General features: G+C 70.1%; 17 protein-coding genes. 4 read left to right on the plus strand and 13 right to left on the minus strand.

Annotated elements, in window-relative coordinates:
* Window positions 1-27: 27 nt before the first annotated feature.
* Together IF64_RS0109685 and IF64_RS0109690 are read right to left on the minus strand one after the other, a co-directional pair.
* Window positions 28-1,266, minus strand: a complete 1,239-nt coding sequence (locus tag IF64_RS0109685) for a cytochrome P450 (protein ID WP_145600449.1) — start codon at window positions 1,264-1,266, stop codon at window positions 28-30.
* A 70-nt stretch (window positions 1,267-1,336) separates the two neighbouring features.
* Window positions 1,337-1,609, minus strand: a complete 273-nt coding sequence (locus IF64_RS0109690) for a hypothetical protein (protein WP_030531710.1) — start codon at window positions 1,607-1,609, stop codon at window positions 1,337-1,339.
* A gap of 193 nt (window positions 1,610-1,802) precedes the next feature.
* On the opposite strand from IF64_RS0109690, the gene IF64_RS0109700 reads away from it, so the two are divergent.
* Window positions 1,803-4,694 carry a glycosyl hydrolase gene (locus tag IF64_RS0109700; RefSeq protein WP_145600447.1) on the plus strand — a complete coding sequence of 964 codons (2,892 nt, stop codon included), beginning with the start codon at window positions 1,803-1,805 and terminating at the stop codon, window positions 4,692-4,694.
* 27 nt (window positions 4,695-4,721) lie between these two features.
* Here the strand turns inward: IF64_RS0109700 and IF64_RS0109705 are convergent, their stop codons facing one another.
* Together IF64_RS0109705 and IF64_RS0109710 are read right to left on the minus strand one after the other, a co-directional pair.
* Window positions 4,722-5,048, minus strand: a complete 327-nt coding sequence (locus IF64_RS0109705; RefSeq protein ID WP_145600445.1) for a hypothetical protein — start codon at window positions 5,046-5,048, stop codon at window positions 4,722-4,724.
* Window positions 5,049-5,204: 156 nt separating this feature from the next.
* Window positions 5,205-5,636, minus strand: coding sequence for an ATP-binding protein (locus tag IF64_RS0109710; RefSeq protein WP_051757640.1), 432 nt, complete (start codon window positions 5,634-5,636; stop codon window positions 5,205-5,207).
* Window positions 5,637-5,843: 207 nt separating this feature from the next.
* On the opposite strand from IF64_RS0109710, the gene IF64_RS0109715 reads away from it, so the two are divergent.
* Complete coding sequence (locus IF64_RS0109715) at window positions 5,844-7,298, plus strand: PP2C family protein-serine/threonine phosphatase (protein WP_246134776.1); 1,455 nt, start codon at window positions 5,844-5,846, stop codon at window positions 7,296-7,298.
* Window positions 7,299-7,381: 83 nt separating this feature from the next.
* A complete protein-coding gene (locus IF64_RS0109720) occupies window positions 7,382-8,386 on the plus strand; it encodes an ABC transporter substrate-binding protein (protein ID WP_030531715.1) in 1,005 nt (334 codons plus the stop codon).
* Window positions 8,387-8,458: 72 nt separating this feature from the next.
* Here IF64_RS0109720 and IF64_RS0109725 read toward each other — a convergent pair whose 3' ends face one another.
* The 3 genes from IF64_RS0109725 to IF64_RS0109735 form a co-directional block, all read right to left on the minus strand.
* A complete protein-coding gene (locus IF64_RS0109725; RefSeq protein ID WP_342779929.1) occupies window positions 8,459-9,724 on the minus strand; it encodes a cell division protein DivIVA in 1,266 nt (421 codons plus the stop codon).
* A gap of 149 nt (window positions 9,725-9,873) precedes the next feature.
* Window positions 9,874-10,587 carry a class F sortase gene (locus tag IF64_RS0109730; protein ID WP_030531717.1) on the minus strand — a complete coding sequence of 238 codons (714 nt, stop codon included), beginning with the start codon at window positions 10,585-10,587 and terminating at the stop codon, window positions 9,874-9,876.
* A 1-nt stretch (window position 10,588) separates the two neighbouring features.
* Window positions 10,589-11,968 (minus strand): MSCRAMM family protein, encoded by a 1,380-nt coding sequence (locus tag IF64_RS0109735; protein ID WP_030531718.1) that lies wholly within the window; start codon window positions 11,966-11,968, stop codon window positions 10,589-10,591.
* 460 nt (window positions 11,969-12,428) lie between these two features.
* Here IF64_RS0109735 and IF64_RS0109740 point away from each other — a divergent pair, with 460 nt between their 5' ends.
* On the plus strand, window positions 12,429-13,247 hold the full coding sequence (locus tag IF64_RS0109740; RefSeq protein ID WP_030531719.1) for a Bax inhibitor-1/YccA family protein: 819 nt from the start codon (window positions 12,429-12,431) through the stop codon (window positions 13,245-13,247).
* 142 nt (window positions 13,248-13,389) lie between these two features.
* On the opposite strand, the gene IF64_RS0109745 is transcribed toward IF64_RS0109740, so the two are convergent.
* The 6 genes from IF64_RS0109745 to IF64_RS0109770 form a co-directional block, all read right to left on the minus strand.
* Complete coding sequence (locus IF64_RS0109745; protein WP_030531720.1) at window positions 13,390-14,403, minus strand: C40 family peptidase; 1,014 nt, start codon at window positions 14,401-14,403, stop codon at window positions 13,390-13,392.
* Window positions 14,400-15,500: a dipeptide epimerase gene (locus IF64_RS0109750; RefSeq protein WP_211252552.1), complete on the minus strand. Its 1,101-nt coding sequence runs from the start codon at window positions 15,498-15,500 to the stop codon at window positions 14,400-14,402. Before IF64_RS0109750 ends, IF64_RS0109745 begins: the two co-directional genes overlap by 4 nt.
* Window position 15,501: 1 nt before the next feature.
* Window positions 15,502-16,647, minus strand: a complete 1,146-nt coding sequence (locus IF64_RS0109755; protein ID WP_030531722.1) for a DUF819 family protein — start codon at window positions 16,645-16,647, stop codon at window positions 15,502-15,504.
* Between the two features lie 136 nt (window positions 16,648-16,783).
* The gene (locus IF64_RS0109760; RefSeq protein WP_030531723.1) at window positions 16,784-17,104 is read right to left on the minus strand and encodes a DUF3870 domain-containing protein; all 321 of its coding nucleotides are present in this window, start codon (window positions 17,102-17,104) and stop codon (window positions 16,784-16,786) included.
* A 199-nt stretch (window positions 17,105-17,303) separates the two neighbouring features.
* Window positions 17,304-18,524 (minus strand): acetyl-CoA C-acetyltransferase, encoded by a 1,221-nt coding sequence (locus IF64_RS0109765; protein WP_030531724.1) that lies wholly within the window; start codon window positions 18,522-18,524, stop codon window positions 17,304-17,306.
* A gap of 219 nt (window positions 18,525-18,743) precedes the next feature.
* A complete protein-coding gene (locus IF64_RS0109770) occupies window positions 18,744-20,624 on the minus strand; it encodes a bifunctional metallophosphatase/5'-nucleotidase (protein WP_246134775.1) in 1,881 nt (626 codons plus the stop codon).
* Between the last annotated feature and the right edge of the window lie 84 nt (window positions 20,625-20,708).

Below are 20,708 nucleotides of genomic sequence, written 5' to 3' on the forward strand. Positions count from 1 at the left end.
AGGGCGTCGCGGACCCGTGTGCCTCAGTCATCCGAATGAGTTCCGGCCGGACGAGGATGGGGCCACCGCCGCGCACTCGCGGAGTCGGACCGGCAGGGCCTGCACCGACCGCAGGGTCTCCGACGGTTGCCAGCGGACCTTGTCGGCGGGGATGGCGAGTTCCAGGTCGGGGAACCGGTGAAGGAGGGCTTCGAGACCGGCGGTCAATGCCGCCCGGGCATGGTGGGCGGCCGGGCAGTGGTGCCGGCCTGCACCGAACGCGAGGTGCCTGCGCGGAGAGCGGTCTAGGTCGAAACGATGGGGACAGGGGTGGACGGCCGGGTCGTGGTTGGCGGCGCCGAGGGCGAACGCCACGAGATCGCCCCTGGCGATGCGCTGACCGCCGAGTTCGAGGTCCTCGGTGGCACACCGTTGGGCGCTGATGTTGTGCGGTCCGGTGAGCCGAAGCAGTTCCTCGAGCGCGGTGGTGATCTGTTCGGGATCGTCGTGCAGCGACCGCAACTGCGCGGGGTTGGTCAGCAGCAGGTACGTCGCGGTGGCGAGGAAGCTGTAGACGGTTTCGCTGCTGATCATGAGGAAGATCAGCAGAGCGCGGTTGAGCGAGTCCAGGTCGCCGACCCCGATCCGTGCGACGAGCGCGGACACGACGTCGTCGGCGGGGTCGTCCTGCCGAGCCACAGCTGTCGCTCGGAAGTGCGCGTTCAGTTCGGTCACGGCCGCCTCGCGGCCCGCGTCGTCCCGTGCGGACAGCCAGGCGTGTACGGCGCGGTGGAAGCGCTCCGGTTCGGTCACCCCGAGGAGATGACTGGACACCCGGATCGAGTAGGGCAACGTGTAGTGCTGCACGAGGTCGACCGGAACGTCGGTGTCGTCTATGCCGCCGAGCACGTCGGCGGCAATGGCACCGAAGGCACCCGCCTGCCGCGCCGCGTGGTCGGCCGACAGCGTGTCGCGTACGACCGAGGTCACGTCCCCCGTGAACGAGCGCAGGAACAGAGTCACCTCGTCCAGTTCATACTCGGCGGCCGGGGTGATCGTTCCGCGTTCCGAGAGCTGGCGGGTGCGCGCCGAGGCGATGAGGTCGGGATCCTTCGACAGCCGCCGATCCAGGAGACCCGAGGTGATCTCCGTGGAGCCTACGACGAGCCAGAACCGCGACCCGTCCCGCGCGTGCAACACGTGCACCGGACCGGAGTCCCGCAGCCGGTCGAAGAACGGGAACGGATCGCGGAAGAAGTCCTCGTCGACGGGCAGCAACGCGGTCACGGGCGGTTCCTCCTCGCAGTAGGTGACCACAGGGCGGCGGTCCGTGCCGCGCCGCTGCGGACGGTCCTCGTCAGTCGGTGAGAACGCCGGCGCGCGCGGCCGTCAGTTCGGTGACGGACGCGTGTTCGTGGATCTCGATCGCGGCGATGTGCGAGGTGCCGCCGGCGGAACCGCCCGCGGCGTCGACGATGGCCTGGTACGTGGTCGCGGTGAGAACGCCGGTGGTCACCTGTGCGATGTCGATCTGGGCGGGCGCTGCGCTCGAGATCGCGCCCGGCTCCACGTGGTCGGAGGCGTTGGCGGCGAGCGCGGCCGGTGTCGCGGTCGGCGTGGGGGTGGGCATGAGCGGCTCCGTTCGGTCACAGGACTCGGACATGGGGCTGCCGGGTTCGACGGCCCGTCCGAAGAGTACGAACGCCGTCGACGGCCCGGCATCCGTCGTGTTGCGGATTCCGATGCTCGTGCCAGGCGGTCGGTGATCGTCGTATTGACTATGCGGTTCGTCACCGTCTAACTTCCGTTGAAACGTTTCAACGGTGAGGCGGGTGCACATGCTCAATCGCAGGCAGTTCATCTACGGCGGAGCGTTGACGGGGCTCGCGGTGGTCGGCGGCATGGCCGTGCCGGCGCAGGCCGCGACGTCGGGCGGTGGTGTGAACCCACTGCGCTGGCCCGCCGCCGACCGGGAAACGCGGCCGTGGACCCGCTGGTGGTGGCTGGGCAGTGCCGTCACCGAGGACGGGCTGGCCCACGAGCTCGACCAGCTCGCCGACCACGGATTCGGCGGTGTCGAGATCCAGCCGATCTACGAGGCGCAAGGACAAGAGGATCGCATTCGCCGGTACCTGAGCCGCGAATGGTTCATCGCGCTCGACACGACACTCCGCCATGCGGCCGACCGCGACTTGGGCGTCGACCTGACGTCGGGATCGGGCTGGACGTTCGGTGGCCCGTGGATCGACGTCGAACAGAGCGCGGGCCGGGCGCTCGTCGAACACTGGGAGCTGCGCGGAGGTCAGCGGCTCGACGATCCGGTAAAAACGATTCATCCGCCCCATCCCGATCTGGTCGACGAGGAGAAGCTCTCCCGCCCCGACCTCCGGCCTCCGATGGCGCCGATTCCCGAACCCGAACTGGCCGCGCTCGTGGCTCGCGAGGTCGACAGCGGGGACACCGTCGACCTCACCGACCGGGTGGACGGCGATCGACGCCTGGACTGGACCGCACCACCCGGGCGTTGGCGGCTCACCGGCGTGTTCAGCGGCTGGGTCCTCAAACGCGTCGAACGCGCGGGGCCCGGCGGCAAGGGCCTCATGGCCGACTACTTCGACGCGTCCGCGATCCGTAGACACCTCGACCACTTCGGCGATGCCATCGGTGGCAGGCGGGGAATCCGCGCCCTGTTTCACGACTCCTTCGAACTCGAAGCCACCGACTGGACACCCGCCGCGCTCGACCAGTTCGCGCGGCTGCGCGGTTACGAGCTCACCCCGCACCTGCCCGAACTCTTCGACCAGCAGGCCGAGTCCGACACCCGGACCCGGGTGCTGTCGGATGTGCGCGAGACCTTCTCCGACCTGTTCCTCGAGTGCTTCGCCCGCCCGTTCACCGAGTTCAGCGGAGACCGGAACTGGCTCACCCGCAACCAGGCACACGGTTCGCCTGCGAACCTGCTCGACGTCTACGGCGCGGCCGACATTCCGGAGACCGAGTACACCGGCGGCGAGATCATCCCCGTCCCCGGACTGCGCCACGGTGCCGAGCCGCGCCCGCCCGTTCCCCTGGTGTGGCGCATGGCCTCGTCGGCGGCGCACCTGTACGGCAGGAAACTCGTCGGGGCCGAGACGATCACCTGGCGCGACGAGCACTACCACGTCTCGCTGTCCCAGGCGAAACCCGCCGTCGACATCCTCTTCGCCGCGGGCATCAACCACATCGTCTTCCACGGCACGACCTATTCGCCGCAGGACGCCCCGTGGCCGGGCGTCAACTTCTACGCGGCGACGCAGGTGCGGCCGGCGAATCCGTGGTGGCGGTACGTGTCCGAGCTGACCGAGTACATCACGCGCTGCCAGTCGATCCTGCAACACGGCAGGCACGGCAACGACGTGCTCGTGTACTGGCCGCAGCACGACGTGTGGGCCACCCCGACCGGTGGCGGCATGCAGGAACAGGACGGTGAGCTCGCCCCGGACTACCACTGGGAGGGCAGCGGCTGGATGTATCCGCATCCCAGTGGTGCCGACGAGGTCGTGGGCGGGCTGGAGCGCAGGGGCTGGCAGTTCGACTGGGCCTCCGACCGCCAACTCGCGGAGTTCCGGGGAAGTCACTCCGGTGTCTCGAATGGACAGTCGCGGTACGCGGCGGTGGTCGTTCCCGGTGCCGAACTGATGCCGGTCGACACGCTCGCCAAGCTCGTCGAGTTCGCGGCGGCGGGTGCGACGGTGGTGTTCGTCGGCTCGTTGCCCTCCGACGTTCCCGGGCTGGCGAAGCTCGAGGAACGCAGGCGGACATTGCGCGACCTGACCGGCAGGCTGACCGGCGCGGCCGGCGGCGGCACGCAGCGGGTCGGCAGCGGCCGGGTCGTGGTCACCGGCCGCGACGGTGTCGACGAGGCGTTGGCCGCCGCAGGGGCGGTCCGCGAACCGCTCGCGGACACGGGCCTGCACGTGCTGCGCCGTTACCACGACGAGGGCGCCGACTACTTCGTGGCCAACCTGACCGACGGGCCGGTCGAGGGCTGGCATCCGGTCGGTACGCCCGCCTCCTCGGTCGCGGCTCTCGACCCGCTGCGCGACGAACGCGGCAGTGCGCCGCACCGCCACAGGGGAGGGGAGAGCCAGGTGCACGTGTCACTGGCTCCCGGCGAGAGCGTCGTACTGCGCGCGCTGGAACGGCAGCGGATCAGCGCCCCGGAGTACCGCACACTCACGCCCACGGGCAGGCGGCACGACGTGCGCGGCGGCTGGAAGGTCGAATTCCTCGACGGTGGCCCGGAGGTGCCCGGACCCCGCACCATCGACGAACTCGTCTCCTGGACCGAACTGGGCGCGGCGGAGGCGGCGTTCTCGGGAACCGCCCGCTACACGGCGACGTTCCGCCTGGCGCCGGAGGAGGCGGGCAGGGAGTGGGCGCTCGATCTCGGCACGGTGCGCGAGACCGCGCGGGTCACCGTGAACGGCGCCGAACTCGGCGTTGCGTGGGCCATCCCGTTCCGCCTCCCGCTCGACGACGCGCTCCGCCCCGGCGACAACGTGCTGGAGATCGAGGTCACCAACCTCGCGGCGAACCGGGTCCGGGCCATGGCGCGCAACGGGACGCTGCCCGACAACTACTACATGAGCTGGCGGACGACACCGCCCGCCGAATGGGACGTGCAACCGTCCGGGCTGCTGGGCCCGGTGCGGCTCGTCGAGGTCGACCGGTAGCGCCCGACCTGCAGCGCCCGACCTGCCTCAGCACTTCTCCTTCGGGATGTAGCCCTGTTCGCAGGCGTACTCGAGCTGGGCCTCCCCGGCGGTGTCCTCGCGTCCGGCACCGCCGGGGTCGAGGTAACCCTGGTACTCCTTGCAGTCCGGGTTGAACTCGCCCTTGTCGAGTGCGCGCTGGCCGCAGCCCTGACCGCTGTCGGCACCGCCCCGCGGTTCCGGGGCGGACGGGGCCGACGAGGGCGCCTGCGACGTCGTCGGCTTCGGCGCGGGTTCGGTGCTCGGCTCGTCTGCGCACGCGGCCGTGGCGGCCAGCAACGCGACCGCCGCGGCGATCCTCACCCAAGTCCTCATCCGCCCATTGTGAACACGGCACGCGGCGCGATCACAGGCCCGGTCCCCGTGGCCGTGCGTACCGTCGTGCTGCGCACCCTTCGTGGTCGTGGTCATCGTCCACCTCGTCGACGGTTGCTCCGTCGGTTCGATGCGGCCCCGCAGACCGTGAACCCCTCAGGCGGGGGAGGCGTCTGCGCGCAGACGTGCGTACGACAGCTCCGCCCACACGGTCTTGCCGCCCGCCGACCGTGGTTCGACACCCCAGTCGTCGGCCAGGGCCGACACGAGCAGGAGGCCACGTCCGTGATCGAGCTCCGGCCCCGGACGCATCAGCACCGGGCGCCGCGGGTCGCAGTCCGACACCTCGATCCGCATCCGTCCTGCGGCGGCGTGCACGCGTAGCCGGCACGGCGGGCTGCCGTGCACGACCGCGTTCGTGACCAGCTCGGTCACCAGCAACAACGTGTTCTGGCGGGTCGACTCGTCGACCTCGGGCAGCGTGGCATCGACCGCGTGGCGGGCGTCGGTCGGACTCTGGACGCCCGTGTCCAGCGCGATGTCGATCAGGAGGGCGTCCGCCGCGACGCGGCTCTGCTCAATCATCATCGTCGGCCCCGTCGGCTCGATGCGGCCGTGAGCACGGCCGCGGATTGTTCACAATCCCGGTGTGCCCTGTGGCGGGCGTCGGTACACGCCCCGGGCCCGAACTTCTGCGACTACGACGGTTGAGTGACCCCCAGAAGGCTGGTTGCGAGACATCACCGCTGGCAGCGGGCATAGTGGAGGCCCGGCGAGGGGTGGAGGTGGTACGTGGTGAGCGTCGAGCGTGAGCTGAGCGGTCCGCTCAGTGCCGAGCTCGCCAAGGCCGTGCGGGCAGGCCAGCTACCCGTGAGTGCGTGGACGGCCGTCGCGGAGGTACTCGAGAGTCTTGACCCGAGCGTGCCGGTCGGCGACGTGGTCGCGTCGTTGGCCGACATACTGCCCGGGGACCTGGGTGAGGACTTCCCCGACGCGGACGAGGCGACCCGCGGGCGGCGCCCGCGGTATCACGGCGGCGCCGACCTCGAGGACGAACTGCCCTGGCAACGAGCCGTGCGGTCGCGAGCCAGTCCGTGGCACGCCGACATCGATCGCACGGCCTTCCTCGACGAGATCAGCAGAGCGTCCGCGACCTCACTGAACAGCGCGGAGATGCTCGCGCAGATCTGCGCCCTGGTGCACTCGCACCGGCTCGCCGACCGCACGACCGTCTGGCGTGCCACCGACGACGGGCTGCGCCGCACCTCTCCGCCGCGCGAGGACGGCGAGGCGGACCGGCCCGACGTCACGGCCCAGCAGGCACTCATCACCCGGCGGTCGGTGCGCACCGGAGGACACCGGCTCAGCGTGCCGTTGCTCGCGGGCAGGCTCGTGCTCGGCGTACTCGACCTCTCGCGGGAGCGGCGCGAGTTCACCGCCGACGACATCTCGCTGGCCCACGCCGTCGCAGGGCGCACCGCGCTCGGGCTGCGCAACGCCTACGAGTACGAACGCGAACACGAGCTCGCGCAGCGACTGCAGTACGCGATGCTGCCCACGCTGGCCACGCTCGACGAGGTCGACATCGCGGCCCGGTACCGCTCGTCCACCCGCGGCGTGCACATCGGCGGGGACTGGTACGACGCGTTCGCGCGGTCGGACGGCACCGTGGTCCTGACGGTCGGCGACGTCACCGGGCACGGTCTCGACGCGGCGATCGTCATGGGACAGCTGCAGAACGCGTTGCGCGCCTACGCACTGGAGGGGCACGGCCCGTCCTCGTCGCTCCGTCTCGTGCACGAGCTGCTGAGGGAAGGGCGCGGCTCGCTGTACGCCACGGCCGTCGTCGTCGAGATCCAGCTCCGCACGGGTGCCATCCGATGGGCGAGTGCGGGGCATCCTCCGCCGTTGGTGCAGGACCCCTCCGGCGAGGTCACGTATCTCGACGCCGACCACGGGCCGATGCTCGGCGTGGATCCGCGGTGCCGGATCCCCGAACACCAGCGGTCACTGGTCGCCGGCTCGTCGGTCGCGCTGTACACCGACGGCCTGATCGAACGGCGCACCAGCGACATCGACGCGGGCATGGCGCGGCTGGCGACGGTGTTCGAGCGCTGCGGCGCTGGCAAACCCGCCGAGCGCACCGAGAACGTGCTCCACCAGATGCTCGGCGCCACCGACCACGACGATGACGTCTGCCTGTTGTTGTGCCGGTGGAGCGGTCCGGCCGACCAGCGCCGAGCCGGTTAGATGAGCGGGCCGCGACGTGGTTCGCGGTCGGACTGCGTCACACGGGCTAGGTTTTTAGCTTAGGCTTGCCTATTTTGGTGGCCATGTCTTCAACGATGTCCCGCCGGAGCCTGCTCAGCGGTGCCGCTGCGCTCGCCGCGACCGGCTTCCTGTCGGCCTGTGGCCCCAATACCTCCGACGACGAGAAGGGCGGCGGCGGAAAGTCCGGGTGGTCGTTCACCGACGACCGCGGCGAGAAGATCAGCCTCGATCGCACGCCCACCCGCATCGCAGGCCTCAACGACGCGATCGCCTCACTGTGGAACTACGGCATCGTCCCGGTCGCCTCGTTCGGCTACACCGGCCTCGACGCGGACGTGAACTTCAAGGGCAAGGACACCTCGAAGGTCACCGAGGTCGGCACGACGTACGGCGAGATCAACCTCGTGCGTCTGCAGGCCCAGAAGCCGGACCTGATCGTCACGCATGCCTACCCCGAGGACGAGTCGGGCGAGGTCGACCCGGACAAGCCGCTGTACGGGTTCAAGGACATCAAGCAGCAGCAGGACGCCGCGAAGATCGCGCCCATCGTCGCCCTGTCCATGACCGGCTCGGCCGACAAGGTCGTGCAGCGCACCACGGAGTTCGCCACGTCGCTCGGGGTCGAGCGGGCGCTGCTCGACGAGAAGAAGGCCGACTACGACGCCGCGCGGGAACGCCTGAAGAAGGCCGCCTCGTCCGGGCTCACCGTGATGGCCGTGGCCGCCTACGAGACCGACGGCGTGCACATCGCGAAGGCCGAGGACGATCCAGCTCTGCGCAGCTACACCGAGCTGGGCGTGAAGTACCCCGACCCGGGCGGGGACCAGTACTACTGGCGGCAGGTGGCGTGGGAGAACATCACGTCGTTCCGCACCGACGTCGTCCTGTACTCGCTGCGGGCGATGAGCGGCGACGACATGCTCAAGCAGCCGACATTCGCGCAACTGCCCGCCGCGAAGGCGGGCCAGCTGTACCCGTGGGAGTTCAGCGCGATGGACTACGTCGCGCAGGCCGCCACCATCAACCGTCTCGCCGAGAACCTCGAGGGCGCGCGCAGGGTCGTGTGACGGCGCCCGAGCCCGGCGGCGTGAGTTCGCTTCGTGGACGGCCCGCCGGGGAGCCGTCCACGAAGCACACGGTCACTGCGAGGTGGTGTCCTTCGGCGAGGGCGAAGGAAGCGGGCCACCGGACTTACCCGTGTCGTCCGCACCCGAGCCCGACGTGGATGCGGCGTCGCCGCTGCCTCCGGTGGCCTTGCCGTCCTGGGCGGCAGGCCCGCCGGTCGCCGGCTTGACCGGCTGCACGGCCGGCCTCGTCGCCTCCGGGTCCGATGCCGCTGCCGAGCCGGTTGCCGCTGCCGAGCCGGATGCCGCCGAGTCGGATGCCGACGCCGAGCCGCCGGCCGGGGACGCCTCGGAGGCCTTGCCCGCGGATCCGTTCGTCTTGGCGGCCTGCGTGGCCCGCGCGGTCTTCGAGGCGTCGTACGAGCTCGTCAGCGATTCGGGCAGCTGGTCGAGTTCGGAGTCCTCGTCGTCGACGGGTTCGAGCGCCGACTCGCCCGCGTGCAGCGCCTCTTCGGCGGCCTTGAGCCGGGCCCGTGCATCGTTGCGGATCTTGGTGAGCCGCTCGACCACGCTGGTCGCCTCGCTCGTGCGCCGCTCGGCATCGGCGGTGGCGTCGTCGACGAGCTTCTTCGCCTTGGCGGTGGCCTCGTCCACGAGCCGCTTCGCCTCGGCGGTCGCCTCGGCGATGCGCCGCTCGGCCGCGTTCTTGCTGGCTTCCTTCGTGTCGGCCACGTGCTTTTCCAGCGCGGCCTTCTCGGCGGCCATCTTCTGGTCGAACTCGCGCTCGATCGTGCGGCGCTTCTGCTCGGCCTCGGTGTCGAGCCGCTCCTGACGCTTCGCCGCCTCCGCCGTCATGCGTTCGACGTCGGCCTTCGTGGCCGCGAGGGCGTCGGTGTGCTCGCGCTGCAACGCCTCCGCGTGGTTGTCGAGGGTCTCGACCAGCTTCATGTACCGCTCGTGGAGCTTCTTCGAGACCTCGCCGCTCTCGGCCCACGTCTTGGTGGCGGCCTCCTCGGCGCGGCTGACGATCTCCGCGGCGCGCGTGTTGGCCAGGTCGATCGAACGCTGCATGCGCTCGTCGAGGTCCTCGGGGCGCTCCGGCGGCTTCTTCAGCTCCTCGACCCGGTTCTGCAGGCGCGTCACCTCACGGCGCGCGTTCTCCAGTTCGCGTGATGCCGTCGTGAGCCGGGCATGCGCGTTGTCGCGGTCGGCGACGATCCGCTGGATCTGAGCCTCGAGGTGTTCGACGTACTGCAACACCTGAGTGCGATCGAATCCGTGCCACGCCTGGTTGAATTCCCGCCGCAGCGGCAGCAGCCGGTTGTCGTGCTCGGAAGCCATACCCAGACCGTACCCGCGAGCGGCCCGTGTGTGGTGACAGGACCAGGAGTGAACCGGCCGACATCGATCACCGGCGGCTGCCGTCACGGTCCGACGTGGACGGACGCGGTCGACCCGCTGGGCAAAACGGGCACGTTCGATCGGCAGGCTCAGACCGGTTCGGCGACGACGACCCGGTTCTCCTCGTATCCCGTCGCCCCGCCTTCCCAACGTCCGCCGCAGGTCACGAGCACGGCGCGGTGCCGTCCGCTCTGCCCGAACAGTTCGCTCGAGCGCGCGGGCACCTCGTTCTTGTGCAGGGTCAAGATCTGCGAGACCTCGTAGTGCCATTTCGTGCCGTCGGCGTCGGCCACGGAGACCCGATCGCCCACCCGCACGTGCCACAGCTCGGCGAACGGGCCCTCGCTGCCCTGCCAGTTCACGTGCCCCGCGAACACGCTCGCCCCGCTGGGCGCGTCGAGCCCCGCACCCCACCAGGTTGCCTCGTTGAGGTTCTCCGGCACCGGCAGGACGGCGTTCGGCTCGAGTTCCTTCCGCACGAGTGTGGCCGAGCCGCCGTCGGGCAGCCGGATCGTGCCGGGCTGCTGGCCGCTGGGTGCGGTCCGGACACGCTTCTGCCGTGGTTGTTCGGCGGGCTCGCTCCGCGGCGCACGCTCGGTCGTCGCGGGGCCCGGCGACGGTTCGCTCGGCCGGTCTGCTTGAGGCTGCTGGGTGACCTGCCGAGCCTGTTCGGTGGGCTCGGCACTGCCGGCGACGGCGTCGGTGGGCGGCATCAGCACCGCCGCACCCACCAACGCCTGCGCCGCCAGCACCGTGGCCGCACCGAACAGGTAGGCCTTCAACCGGACGCGCCTGTCGCTCATGTCAGCGCTCGGACTGACGGCGGTGCACGAGCACGCCCGCGGCCACGGCGACCAGCACGGCGAGCCCGCCCAGCCCGGCGAGCGCACCGACCGGTGTCGACGTGGTCGTCGCACTCTGGGCCACCGGCGGTCCCTGCTCACCTGCGGGGATCACCTTCGGCACCTCGTCGGGCTTGTTGTCGATCGTCAACGTCAGCGTCTCGCCGGGGCTGACCTCGCCGCACGCCGACGGCGGGTTGTCGGGATCGAACGCGTCCACGTAGCCGTTCGGCGGGCTGACCTCGACGACGCAGATCTTCTGCGGCGCCTGCAGGTCGTCGATCTTCGCCACGCCCGCCTCGCCCTCGGTGGTCACCACAGCGGGCTTGCCGTCCTGGCCCTTCAGCGGTTCGCCGTCGTCACCGACCGCGGGTGCCTTCTCGTCCTCGCCGGTGATGCGCAGCGGCACCCCGGCGATGCCCTTGCCGGACTCGGCGTCGACCTTCGTGACCTTCACCGATCCCGGGGCGTTCTTCGCGGTGCCGCTCGCGCTCGCGGTGAGCTCCTGCTCGCCTCCGGTGGAGACGACACGCTGGGTGTCGGCGGTGACGGGGTCCTGCACGTACGGCCGCGGCGCCGGGGCCGACAGCGACGCCGTCACCGACGGCTCCTCGGCGGTCGGCGTGACGGCGAAGGTCGCGGTCCCGTCCTCACCGGTCGTCACCGACGCGCGCTCGTCGCCGACCTCGGCGCCCTCGGCCGACAGCGAGATCGGGACGTTCGGCACGCCCTTGCCCGCCGCGTTCGTGACCGACACCGTCCAGTCGCCCGCCTCGCCGATCGTCTGCTGCTCCTCCGGCGCGGTGACCTCGGCCGTCCACGGGCCGCGGTTGGCGTTCGCGTCGGTGCGCAGGCGTTCCACGGCATCCTTCGCACCCGCGGGCAGCTTGCCGAACTGCATGTCGACGTCGTAGCCGATCTGGTCGAACGGCAGGTCGCGGTCGAGGTCGGCCGGCGTGCGCGGCGCGGCGGTCCACGAGTGCAGCAGGTGTGCGAGCGCGGCGGCCTCGTCGGCGTCCTGGGTGTCGCCGTAACGCAGCAGCAGGTACGAGATGTTGGCTGCGGTGTCCTCGGGGATCTTGCCGCCCCACTTGGTCAGCAGTTCGTCACCGGGCCGGTACTGCTCGCCGGAGTCGGGCGCCTTCAGCGCGAACGACACGCAGAACACCTGCTTGCCGCCGACGAGGTAGGAGCCGACCCAGTCGTGGTCGCGGTCCTGCCCGCCGTACGGCTGGCCCGGGGTGGTGCGGTGGCCGGTGCCTTCCTGCACCTCGGCCGAGGCCGCCGGGGTGACGACGACCAGCGACAACGCGGCCAGAACGACGGCCAGGCACAGGCGCAGCGCGACCGTGCCCGCCGATGCGGGCCGAGTGCGGGTGTCTGTGTTGCCTGTCGTGTCTGCGGTGACGGCGGCGCGCGTCGGCGACGAGGACGACGCGCGCGGGTTCGGAGCAGCGCTCGGGGTAGGCGCCACGGGAGTCCCCCTATGGTCTCGAACCCGCGAGAGTCGGGGTGTGCCGCGCCCCCAGAGGCGATCGCATGTCCACATGTCGGTGCCGACACCGCGACTCGCACGCGTTCGGTAATGGATCGGATACGGCTCGTGATCCTCGCGTGCGCGCCCGTGACCGGCAATCGGCCACTTGAGTGGACATCGGTTGCGACCCGCGATGAAATGTGCGTGGACCCAGCCACCCGTCACGGGGATACGTCGGTAAAGTCGACTTTACCGACCTACGGGAACCGGCCGGCGCGTGCGGTCGTTACACCCATTGCAAGGCCAGTAGATCCAGGAGGATCAGGTGCGAACCTCAAGTAACCCCGCCTTCCGCAACCTGCCGCAGGGTGCGGCGGCGCAGGCGCCGTATGCGGGCTTCGAACAGCCCCAGGGCGGCGTCCCCGGCTACGGGACTCCCCAGGCTCCCTCGGGCGCGGCCGACCGTCCGATGACCGTCGACGACGTGGTGATGAAGACCGGCGCCAGCCTCGGTGTGACGCTGCTCGTCGGCATCATCACCGCGATCTGGGCCCAGTCGCAGATCGCGGCCGACTCGATGGGCGCGGTCACCGGCGCCATGATCGGCGGCATGCTGGTCGGGCTGGTTCTCTCGCTCGTCATCATCTTCAAGCAGATGACCAGCGCCCCGATGACGCTCGCCTACTCGGCGGCCGAGGGTGTGTTCCTCGGTGCGATCACCGGCGTGTTCGAGATGATCTACCCGGGTATCGCGATGCAGGCCGTGCTGGGCACTGCCGCGGTGTTCGTGGTGATGCTGGTCGTCTACAAGACCGGGGCCGTGAAGGTCACGCCGAAGTTCCAGAAGTGGATGATCGGCGCCATCGGCGGCGTCGCCATCCTGATGCTGCTGAACCTGGTGATGTCGCTGTTCGGCGTCAACATCGGCCTGCGCGACGGCAGCACGCTCGCGATCATCTTCAGCATCGTCTGCATCGGTATCGCCGCGTTCAGCTTCCTGCTGGACTTCGACATGGCCGACCAGGCCATCCGCCAGGGTGTTCCCGCCAAGTTCGCGTGGTACGTGGCCTTCGGCCTCATGACCACGCTGGTCTGGCTGTACCTGGAGATCCTGCGCCTGCTGTCGTACCTGCAGAGCGAGTAGGCACTCTCCCGCGTCCTCCTGCGAAAGCCGCTCGGCCCGTGACGGCCGGGCGGCTTTCGTATGCGCGCCTCGCGTGGGGCGGACGCACGGGCGGCGGTCGTCGGCACGTCGCCCGGACGGACACCGACGACCGCCGCGCGCGTCAGAGCATGCGCTTGGCGCCCGAGAACTCCTCGTCCACGTCCCAGTCCTGCCAGTCGACGATCGACACCGACTCGGCCGCGTTCGGCGCGTGGATCATCTTGCCGTCGCCGATGTACATGCCCACGTGGTGCACGTTGCCGACACCGCCGGGCTGGGCGAAGAACAGCAGGTCACCCGGCTGCAGGTCGGCGACGTCGACGTCCTGGCCGACCTCGGCCTGCGCGGAGGCGTCCCGGGGGATCGACACCCCGTGCGCGCGGTGGATGCTGTAGGTGAAGCCGGAACAGTCGAAGCCGTACGAGGACACGCCCGCCCACAGGTAGCGCAGCCCGAGGAACTGCTTGCCGGTCTCGACGAGGTCCGCACCGATCGGGGCGGGCGGCTGCCCGCCCTGGTCGTAGACGTCGACCGCGTCCTGGTCGAGCCACGCCGCCGACCCGTCGGGCAGCGCCACCCGCACCGCGCCCGGCGTCTCGGCGAGCACCGGAAGACGCGTGTTGAAGCTGATCTCCGACAGTGGGCGCGCGCCCGTCGGCGAGCCCGTCAGCCACGTCCGGTCGTCGGTGACCTGCGCCCACGGCCGGGTGTCGGTCAGCGTGTCGAACCGGTCGCTCTCCACGAGCTGCTCCACCGGAACCCAGCCCGGGTAGCCGCGGTCGTCGCGGGGAGTGTCCTGCTCGGCGACCACGACGTGCGCCCAGTCGCCGGAGACCTCGGTGACCTCGACCTCGGATCCGAGGACGGCCTGCGTCTCGAGCTTGCCGGTCAGCCAACGCCGCGGCTCGGTGTCGGCCAGGTTGCGGTTCCACCGGTCGAGGTCGACCGGGTTCGTCAGCGCCGGTGCGTCGATCGGCCGGTCCAGTCCGGGCTCGACCCACAGGGTCGCCGCGGTGACGTCGACGAACGCGTGGTCGCCCGGCTCGAGGCCGTCGGGAGCCGCGGTCGCGGTCCCCGCACTCGCGCACAGCAGCGCGGCGCCGAGCAGGGCCACGGTCGTTCTGCGGAGCGTCATTCGTGTTCTCCTTTCACCCAGGGAGCAAAACCGATGCCGGGGCCGCGATGCAGCTGCATGTCGGCGCCGTGGAGGGTGTAGCCGCCGGTCAGGTGGGGGTCGTCGATCCACTCGGCCGAATCGAGATCGACGAGCGTCACCGCGGGGTGCGCGGCGGCGACGTGAGCCGCCGCCGCGATGGAGATCCGCGGCTCCATCATCGCGCCGACCATGCAGTCCATCCCCGCTGCTCGGGCGATGTCGGCGACGGCCATCGCCGGTCCGATGCCGCCGCACTTGGCGAGCTTGATGTTGAGCAGGTCGGCGGCCCGACGCTGCACGATCTCCAACGCGCTGCGGGGAGTGGACACCGATTCGTCGGCCATCACCGGCACGTCGACGGCAGCCGTCACGGCGGCCATGCCCAGCAGGTCGTGCTTGGCGACGGGCTGTTCCACGAGCTCCAACGGGATCCCGGCGTCCTCGATCGCCCTGATGACGCGGACCGCCGACTTCACGTCCCAGCCCTGGTTGGCGTCGAGGCGGAACCGCACGTCCGGCGCCGCCTCCCGCACCACCCGCAGTCGCTCGAGGTCGGCGCGCCAGTCGTTGCCGAGCTTGATCTTGAGGACGTCGAAGCCGTCGGCCACCGCGTCGGCGGCCGCCTTCGCCATCCGGTCCGGGGTGTCGAGGCTGACCGTCATGTCGGTGCGCAGCACGGTCTCGGCGCTGCCACCGAGGGCTTCGGCCAGGGGGACGCCGAGTGCGGTGGCCCAGGCGTCGTGGAGCGCGACGTTCGCCGCGGCCTTCGCGGCGGCATTGCCCACGCACGAGTCGGCGATCGCGTCCTCGTGGTCGCGCAGCCCGTGCAGCTCGCCCGCCGGCGCGGTGAGCGCCTGCTTCACCGGGCCGGCGAGAACCGCAAGCACCGACTCGACCGATTCGCCCGTGACGCCGAAGGATTCGCCGGCCGAACCGTGTCCGACCGTGCCGTCGGCCAACTCGATCTCCACCAGGACGCCCAGCATGGTGTCGACACGTCGACGGGCCGTGATGAACGGGCGGGCCAGCGGGGCCGAGTAGCGCCGCGCCCGCAGGTCCATGACAGCGGCCGGCACGTCAGATCACCCCCAGGACGTTCACGGTCGCCAGGCCGATGAACGTGCCGGAGAACGCACCGATGAGGGCGAACAGCACACCCACGGGCACCATCTGCCGGTGGAAGGCGCTCGCGACGACGGGAGCCGACGCCATGCCGCCGAGGTTGGCGGTGCTGGCGACGGCGAGGTTCGACAGCTCGACCTTCGCCAGCTTGGCGTACACCGCCAGCACCGCCGCGTGCACGACGAGTACGACGATTCCGATCAGCAGGTACAGCGGCGCTTCGGCCAGCGAGGAGAAGTCCGAACCGGAGGCGATGATGCCGACGATGACGTACAGCATCACCATCGCGAGTTCCGACGATCCCGCGGTGCGGCCGAACCGGGTGGAGGCGATGACGAGTCCGAGCACGCTGACGATGAGGATCGTCCACGTCGTACCCGTGACGACGTCGCCGAGTTCGGGCAGCAGACCGCCGACCCACGTGGCGACGGCCGAGGTGAGCAGGCTGAAGCCGATCAACGTCATCAGCGACGTCAGGTCGATCTGCCGTTCGTGCTCCTCGACGGCGTGCTCGTCGAAGGCGACGGTCCTTGCCTTCGTCCAGCGGTTGAACCGTTCGGCGAAGCCGACCGAGCCGAACATCAGCAGCAGCCACACCGAGTACAGCACCGTGTCGACGATGAGCACGTAGCCGACCAGCGACTGCGGCGCATCCACAATGGACTGGACGGCGACGAGGTTCGCCGACCCTCCGGTCCACGACGCGGCGAGTGCGCCCAGTGCCTTGTAGGCCTCGGAGTCCAGCGCCGCCTGGAACACGGCGAACGCCACGACGAAACCGAGCGCGATGCTCAGCGCGGCGACGACGAACGTGAGCAGCAGTTTCGGGCCGAGCTTGATGATCTTGCGCAGATCGCACTTGAACAGCAGCAGCAGAATCATCGCGGGCAGGAGCGCGTCCTGGACTGCGCCGCCGGTGGTCTCGATCGACTCCGACTCGCCGAACACGCCCACCGTGTTCAGCAGTGCCGCGCCCAGGTACAGGAGCACGAATCCGGGTACGTACTTGAGCCATCGGTACTGCCTGCGCTGGGTGACCCAGACGATGACCGCGGCCAGGCCGAGCAGTACACCGAGGTAGAGGAATCCGTCCGTAATCATCGTCGCGCCGTCGTCGTCCTTTCCATGTCACACACAAAAAAAGTCGGAAACACGTGCGGCCATTGCTGGTCGCATGTGTTTCCGACTGGGTCCGGCCCGGTCAAGGGCCAGGCAATCGCTGGGTGCTACGGAGTGGTCAGCCCGCGGCGAGTCCGACGGCGCTGCGGTACTTGGTCGCTGCGTGGTGGAACGCCGCGATCAACGCCCGCTGCGACGAACCGTGGTACCGCGCAGCGATCCGCTCCGTGAGCAGACCTTCGTCCGTGATGCGCTCTTCGGCGAACAAGCTCCTGACGAACCGGTTCGTCAGTGCCAACGTCGCCGAGCACTCGGCATCAAGGATTCGGTGGGTGTCCGGCTCGATCTCGAAGGCGATGAAGAACAACCCGTACTGGCTGGTGATCGGATTGTTCGAGGGAGCTTTGGCCTCGCCCGTGACGAAGACCGATGAGGACATGGCGAGACATTAAGACAGGGCCGCGGGTTCCCGGTAGCCCCTTCAGGTACCGCCGGGCAGACGTTATCCAACCGTCACCTGCCCCCGCAGGCACGTGATCACGCACCGTGCGCGCAGGAGTTGGCTCGGGATGTCGTCGAGGGAGGCCGGGTCGGAAGTGCCGAAGTCACTCCCGACCCGGCCGCGAACCGTGGAGACGTCAGCTGAGGCGTTCGAGGACCATGGCCATGCCCTGACCGCCGCCGACGCACATGGTCTCGAGGCCGAACTGCTTGTCGTGGTGCTGCAGCGAGTTGATGAGCGTCGAGGTGATGCGGGCGCCGGTCATGCCGAACGGGTGGCCGACGGCGATGGCACCACCGTTGACGTTCAGCTTGTCGAGGTCGATGCCCAGGTCGCGGTAGGACGGGATCACCTGCGCGGCGAACGCCTCGTTGATCTCGACGAGGTCGATGTCGCCGATGGACATGCCCGCGCGCGCGAGTGCCTGCTGCGAGGCCTCGACGGGGCCGTAGCCCATGATCTCCGGCGAAAGGCCGGACACACCGGTCGAGACCACGCGTGCCAGCGGCGTGATGCCGAGCTGCTTCGCCTTGGTGTCGCTCATGATCACCAGTGCGGCGGCGCCGTCGTTGAGCGGGCAGCAGTTGGCGGCCGTGACCCGGCCGTCGGGGCGGAACACCGGCTTCAGTCCGGACACGCCCTCGAGGGTCACGCCCGCGCGGGGGCCGTCGTCGGAGTCGACGACGGTGCCGTCGGGCAGCGTCACCGGCGTGATGTCCTTGGCCCAGAACCCGTCGGCGATGGCCTTCTCGGCGAGGTTCTGCGAGCGCACGCCGAACTCGTCCATCTCCTCGCGGCTGACGCCCTTGACTCGTGCCAGGTTCTCGGCGGTCTGGCCCATGGCGATGTAGACGTCGGGCAGCTGGCCGTTCTCGCGCGGGTCGGTCCAGCTGTCGGTCTCCTTCTCCGCGGTCGCGGCGGTGCGCGCCTCGGCGTCGGTGAACAGCGGGTTGTGCGTGTCCGGCAGCGAGTCGGAGTTGCCCTTGGCGAACCGCGAGACGGTCTCGACGCCCGCCGAGATGAAGACGTCGCCCTCGCCGGCCTTGATGGCGTGCATGGCCATGCGGGTGGTCTGCAGGCTGGAGGAGCAGTAGCGGGTGATGGTGCATCCGGGCAGATGGTCGTAGCCGAGCAGGGTCGCGACCACGCGGCCCATGTTGAACCCCGACTCGCCGCCCGGCAGACCGCAGCCGAGCATCAGGTCGTCGATGTCGGCGGGGTCGAGCTGGGGCACCTTGTCGAGTGCGGCCCGCACCATCGCCGCGGTGAGGTCGTCGGGCCGCATGTCCACCAGCGAGCCCTTGCCGGCCCTGCCGATGGGGGACCGGGCGGCGGAGACGATCACGGCTTCGGGCATGGCGGACACTCCTTCGGATCGACCTAAGCGGATGCTCATGCACATCCTGCCTCGCCGAGGGGCCCCTGGCCAGCGGTGCCGAGGCACATCACGTCACCGGCACCCACAGGCAGCGCCGTGGTGATGCGCAGCGCCGGTGGGGGCGGCGCCGGTGGGGGCGGGGCCGGGACGACGGGCGGCGCGGGAAACCGGTACGGCCCCGCGCCACCCGTCGCCGGGTCAGCCCGCCGGGGTGATGCGGCCGTCGCCGCCCTCGGGGTACTGCTCAGCGGTGATCCGGCCGTCCAGGCCGTCGGTGAGGTAGCCCTCCACGGCCTGCTGGTAGGTGGTCTCGACGGAGGTGAAGTCGAGGTCACCGAAGGGGTAGCCGTCGCCGCCACGGGCGGAGAAGTCGTTCGTGGCGACGGACACGGGGGCGCCTTCCACGACCTCGCCGTCGGAGACGATCGTCGTGCCGTCCTCGAGCGTGACGTCCTGCACGCGTTCGCCCGGCTCGATGATCTCGCCGGTGTTCTCGTCGACGACCTGCGCCTTCGCGTTCTCGTCGTAGGTGAAGCTCAGGCCGGCGACCTGCATGAACGCACCCGACGCGCTGGGCAGGGCGGCCACGCCGCGTTCGAGCAGCTGGCGCAGCGTCTCCCTCGGCACCTCGGGCACCACCGCCACGAAGTTCGAGAACGGTGCCACCTCGTAGGTGTTCAGTGCGCTGACGTCGCCTGCGGGCAACGTGGAGTCGTTGCGGATGCCGCCGCCGTTCTGAATGCCCACCTGCGGTGCCGCGACGCCGAACTCCTCCGCCTTCTGCCTGCCCGCCCAGAGCAGGCCGTCGGCGACGAGGTTGCCCAGGTTCGTCTCCCTGGAGCGGACGTTGTTGCGGACCCCGTCCAGCGGCACCTCGCTGGTGGCGACCGTCGTGGTCGACAGTTCCTCCAGGTGCTGCGCCACCGGCTCCTCGACCTCGGCGCGGATCTTCTCGTCCCCGTGCACGGCGTCCGGCCCGACACCCGACACGCGCACCGGCCCGGTCTCGTCCTCGTCGACACCGATGACGTCACCGCGCCAGTTGAAGTTGAGCACCAGCCTGCCGACGTACTTGTAGTCGCCGGTGGTGGTGACGACCGGGACGCGCTTGCCGTCGGCGTCGTCGGCGTACAGCGGGAAGTCCCGCTCGGCCTCGTCGCCGGGAATCAACCGGTCGTGCTCGCCGGCGAGGATCTCCCCTCCGCCGGCACCGACGACCGCGTCGACGCCCTTGAGCTGGGGAACGAGCTCGAGCTCGTTGTCGATGTCCTGCAGGTGCGACACGAGCAACACCTTGTTGATCCCGCGGTCGGCGTAGTCCTCGGCGAGCGCGTTGGTCAGCTTCGCCATCTCGGGGTCGACCTCGACCTCGCGCGGACTCGACAGGGACGGCAGCTCGGGCGTCGTCAGGCCGATCAGGCCGATGCGCTGGCCGTGGGTGCGCAGCACCTTGCTCTTGACGATCGTGCCGTCCTCGGCGTGCGCGGCCAGCGACGGTTCACCGGAGACGTCGACGTTGGTGCTCACGTGGTCGAGCGAACCGTCGAACTCCGAGATGAAGTCGGCGAACACCTCGGGACCGAAGTCGAACTCGTGGTTGCCGATCGTCGTGGCGTCGAAGCCGATGCCCTCGACGGCGCGGGCGTCGTAGAACGGCGCGCCCTCCTCCTGGCTGGCCGAGAACTCCGGGCCGGCGAGGAAGTTGTCGCCGCCGGACAGCGACACCTCACCGCGCCACAACGCCTGGCCGCGCGACGGCCAGCCGGTGACGGCCTCCTTGCGCAGGTTGTCCATCACGGTCGCCATGCGGGACGCGCTGCCGTACGGGTACTGGCCTCCGTCGACGATCTCGCCCTCGTCGGTGCCGTCGCCGTCGGTGCCCAGCAGTGCCGACTCGAGGTCGTTGCTGAACAGCACGTTGAGGGTGAACGTGGGGACGTCGTCGATCAGACCGGCGCGCGGGCTCGGTGCGGCGCCCGCGACGCCGCCGGACACCAGCAGGGCTCCGGTCAGCGCGGTCGCGGTGGCCGCCTGCGCGGCCCTGGCACTGCGGCGCGACCGTCTCGGCAAGGCTTTCACGGCGGGGACTCCTCGAGATTCACATAGTGGTCGAAAACGACTCGAGCCAATCACAGTGGTCCTTTTCGGACAATGAAATCCCGA

The organism is Prauserella rugosa, from assembly GCF_000719975.1.
Taxonomy (GTDB): Bacteria; Actinomycetota; Actinomycetes; order Mycobacteriales; family Pseudonocardiaceae; genus Prauserella; species Prauserella rugosa.

What these genes read in the sequence shown, in the direction of transcription:
- IF64_RS0109725 (WP_342779929.1), bottom strand. Translation starts at nt 9,724, where the DNA reads ATGGCTTCCGAGCACGACAACCGGCTGCTGCCGCTGCGGCGGGAATTC.
- IF64_RS0109765 (WP_030531724.1), bottom strand. Translation starts at nt 18,524, where the DNA reads ATGCCCGAAGCCGTGATCGTCTCCGCCGCCCGGTCCCCCATCGGCAGG.
- IF64_RS0109690 (WP_030531710.1), bottom strand. Translation starts at nt 1,609, where the DNA reads ATGCCCACCCCCACGCCGACCGCGACACCGGCCGCGCTCGCCGCCAAC.
- IF64_RS0109755 (WP_030531722.1), bottom strand. Translation starts at nt 16,647, where the DNA reads ATGATTACGGACGGATTCCTCTACCTCGGTGTACTGCTCGGCCTGGCC.
- IF64_RS0109710 (WP_051757640.1), bottom strand. Translation starts at nt 5,636, where the DNA reads ATGATGATTGAGCAGAGCCGCGTCGCGGCGGACGCCCTCCTGATCGAC.
- IF64_RS0109730 (WP_030531717.1), bottom strand. Translation starts at nt 10,587, where the DNA reads ATGAGCGACAGGCGCGTCCGGTTGAAGGCCTACCTGTTCGGTGCGGCC.
- IF64_RS0109720 (WP_030531715.1), top strand. Translation starts at nt 7,382, where the DNA reads ATGTCTTCAACGATGTCCCGCCGGAGCCTGCTCAGCGGTGCCGCTGCG.
- IF64_RS0109745 (WP_030531720.1), bottom strand. Translation starts at nt 14,403, where the DNA reads ATGACGCTCCGCAGAACGACCGTGGCCCTGCTCGGCGCCGCGCTGCTG.
- IF64_RS0109760 (WP_030531723.1), bottom strand. Translation starts at nt 17,104, where the DNA reads ATGTCCTCATCGGTCTTCGTCACGGGCGAGGCCAAAGCTCCCTCGAAC.
- IF64_RS0109705 (WP_145600445.1), bottom strand. Translation starts at nt 5,048, where the DNA reads ATGAGGACTTGGGTGAGGATCGCCGCGGCGGTCGCGTTGCTGGCCGCC.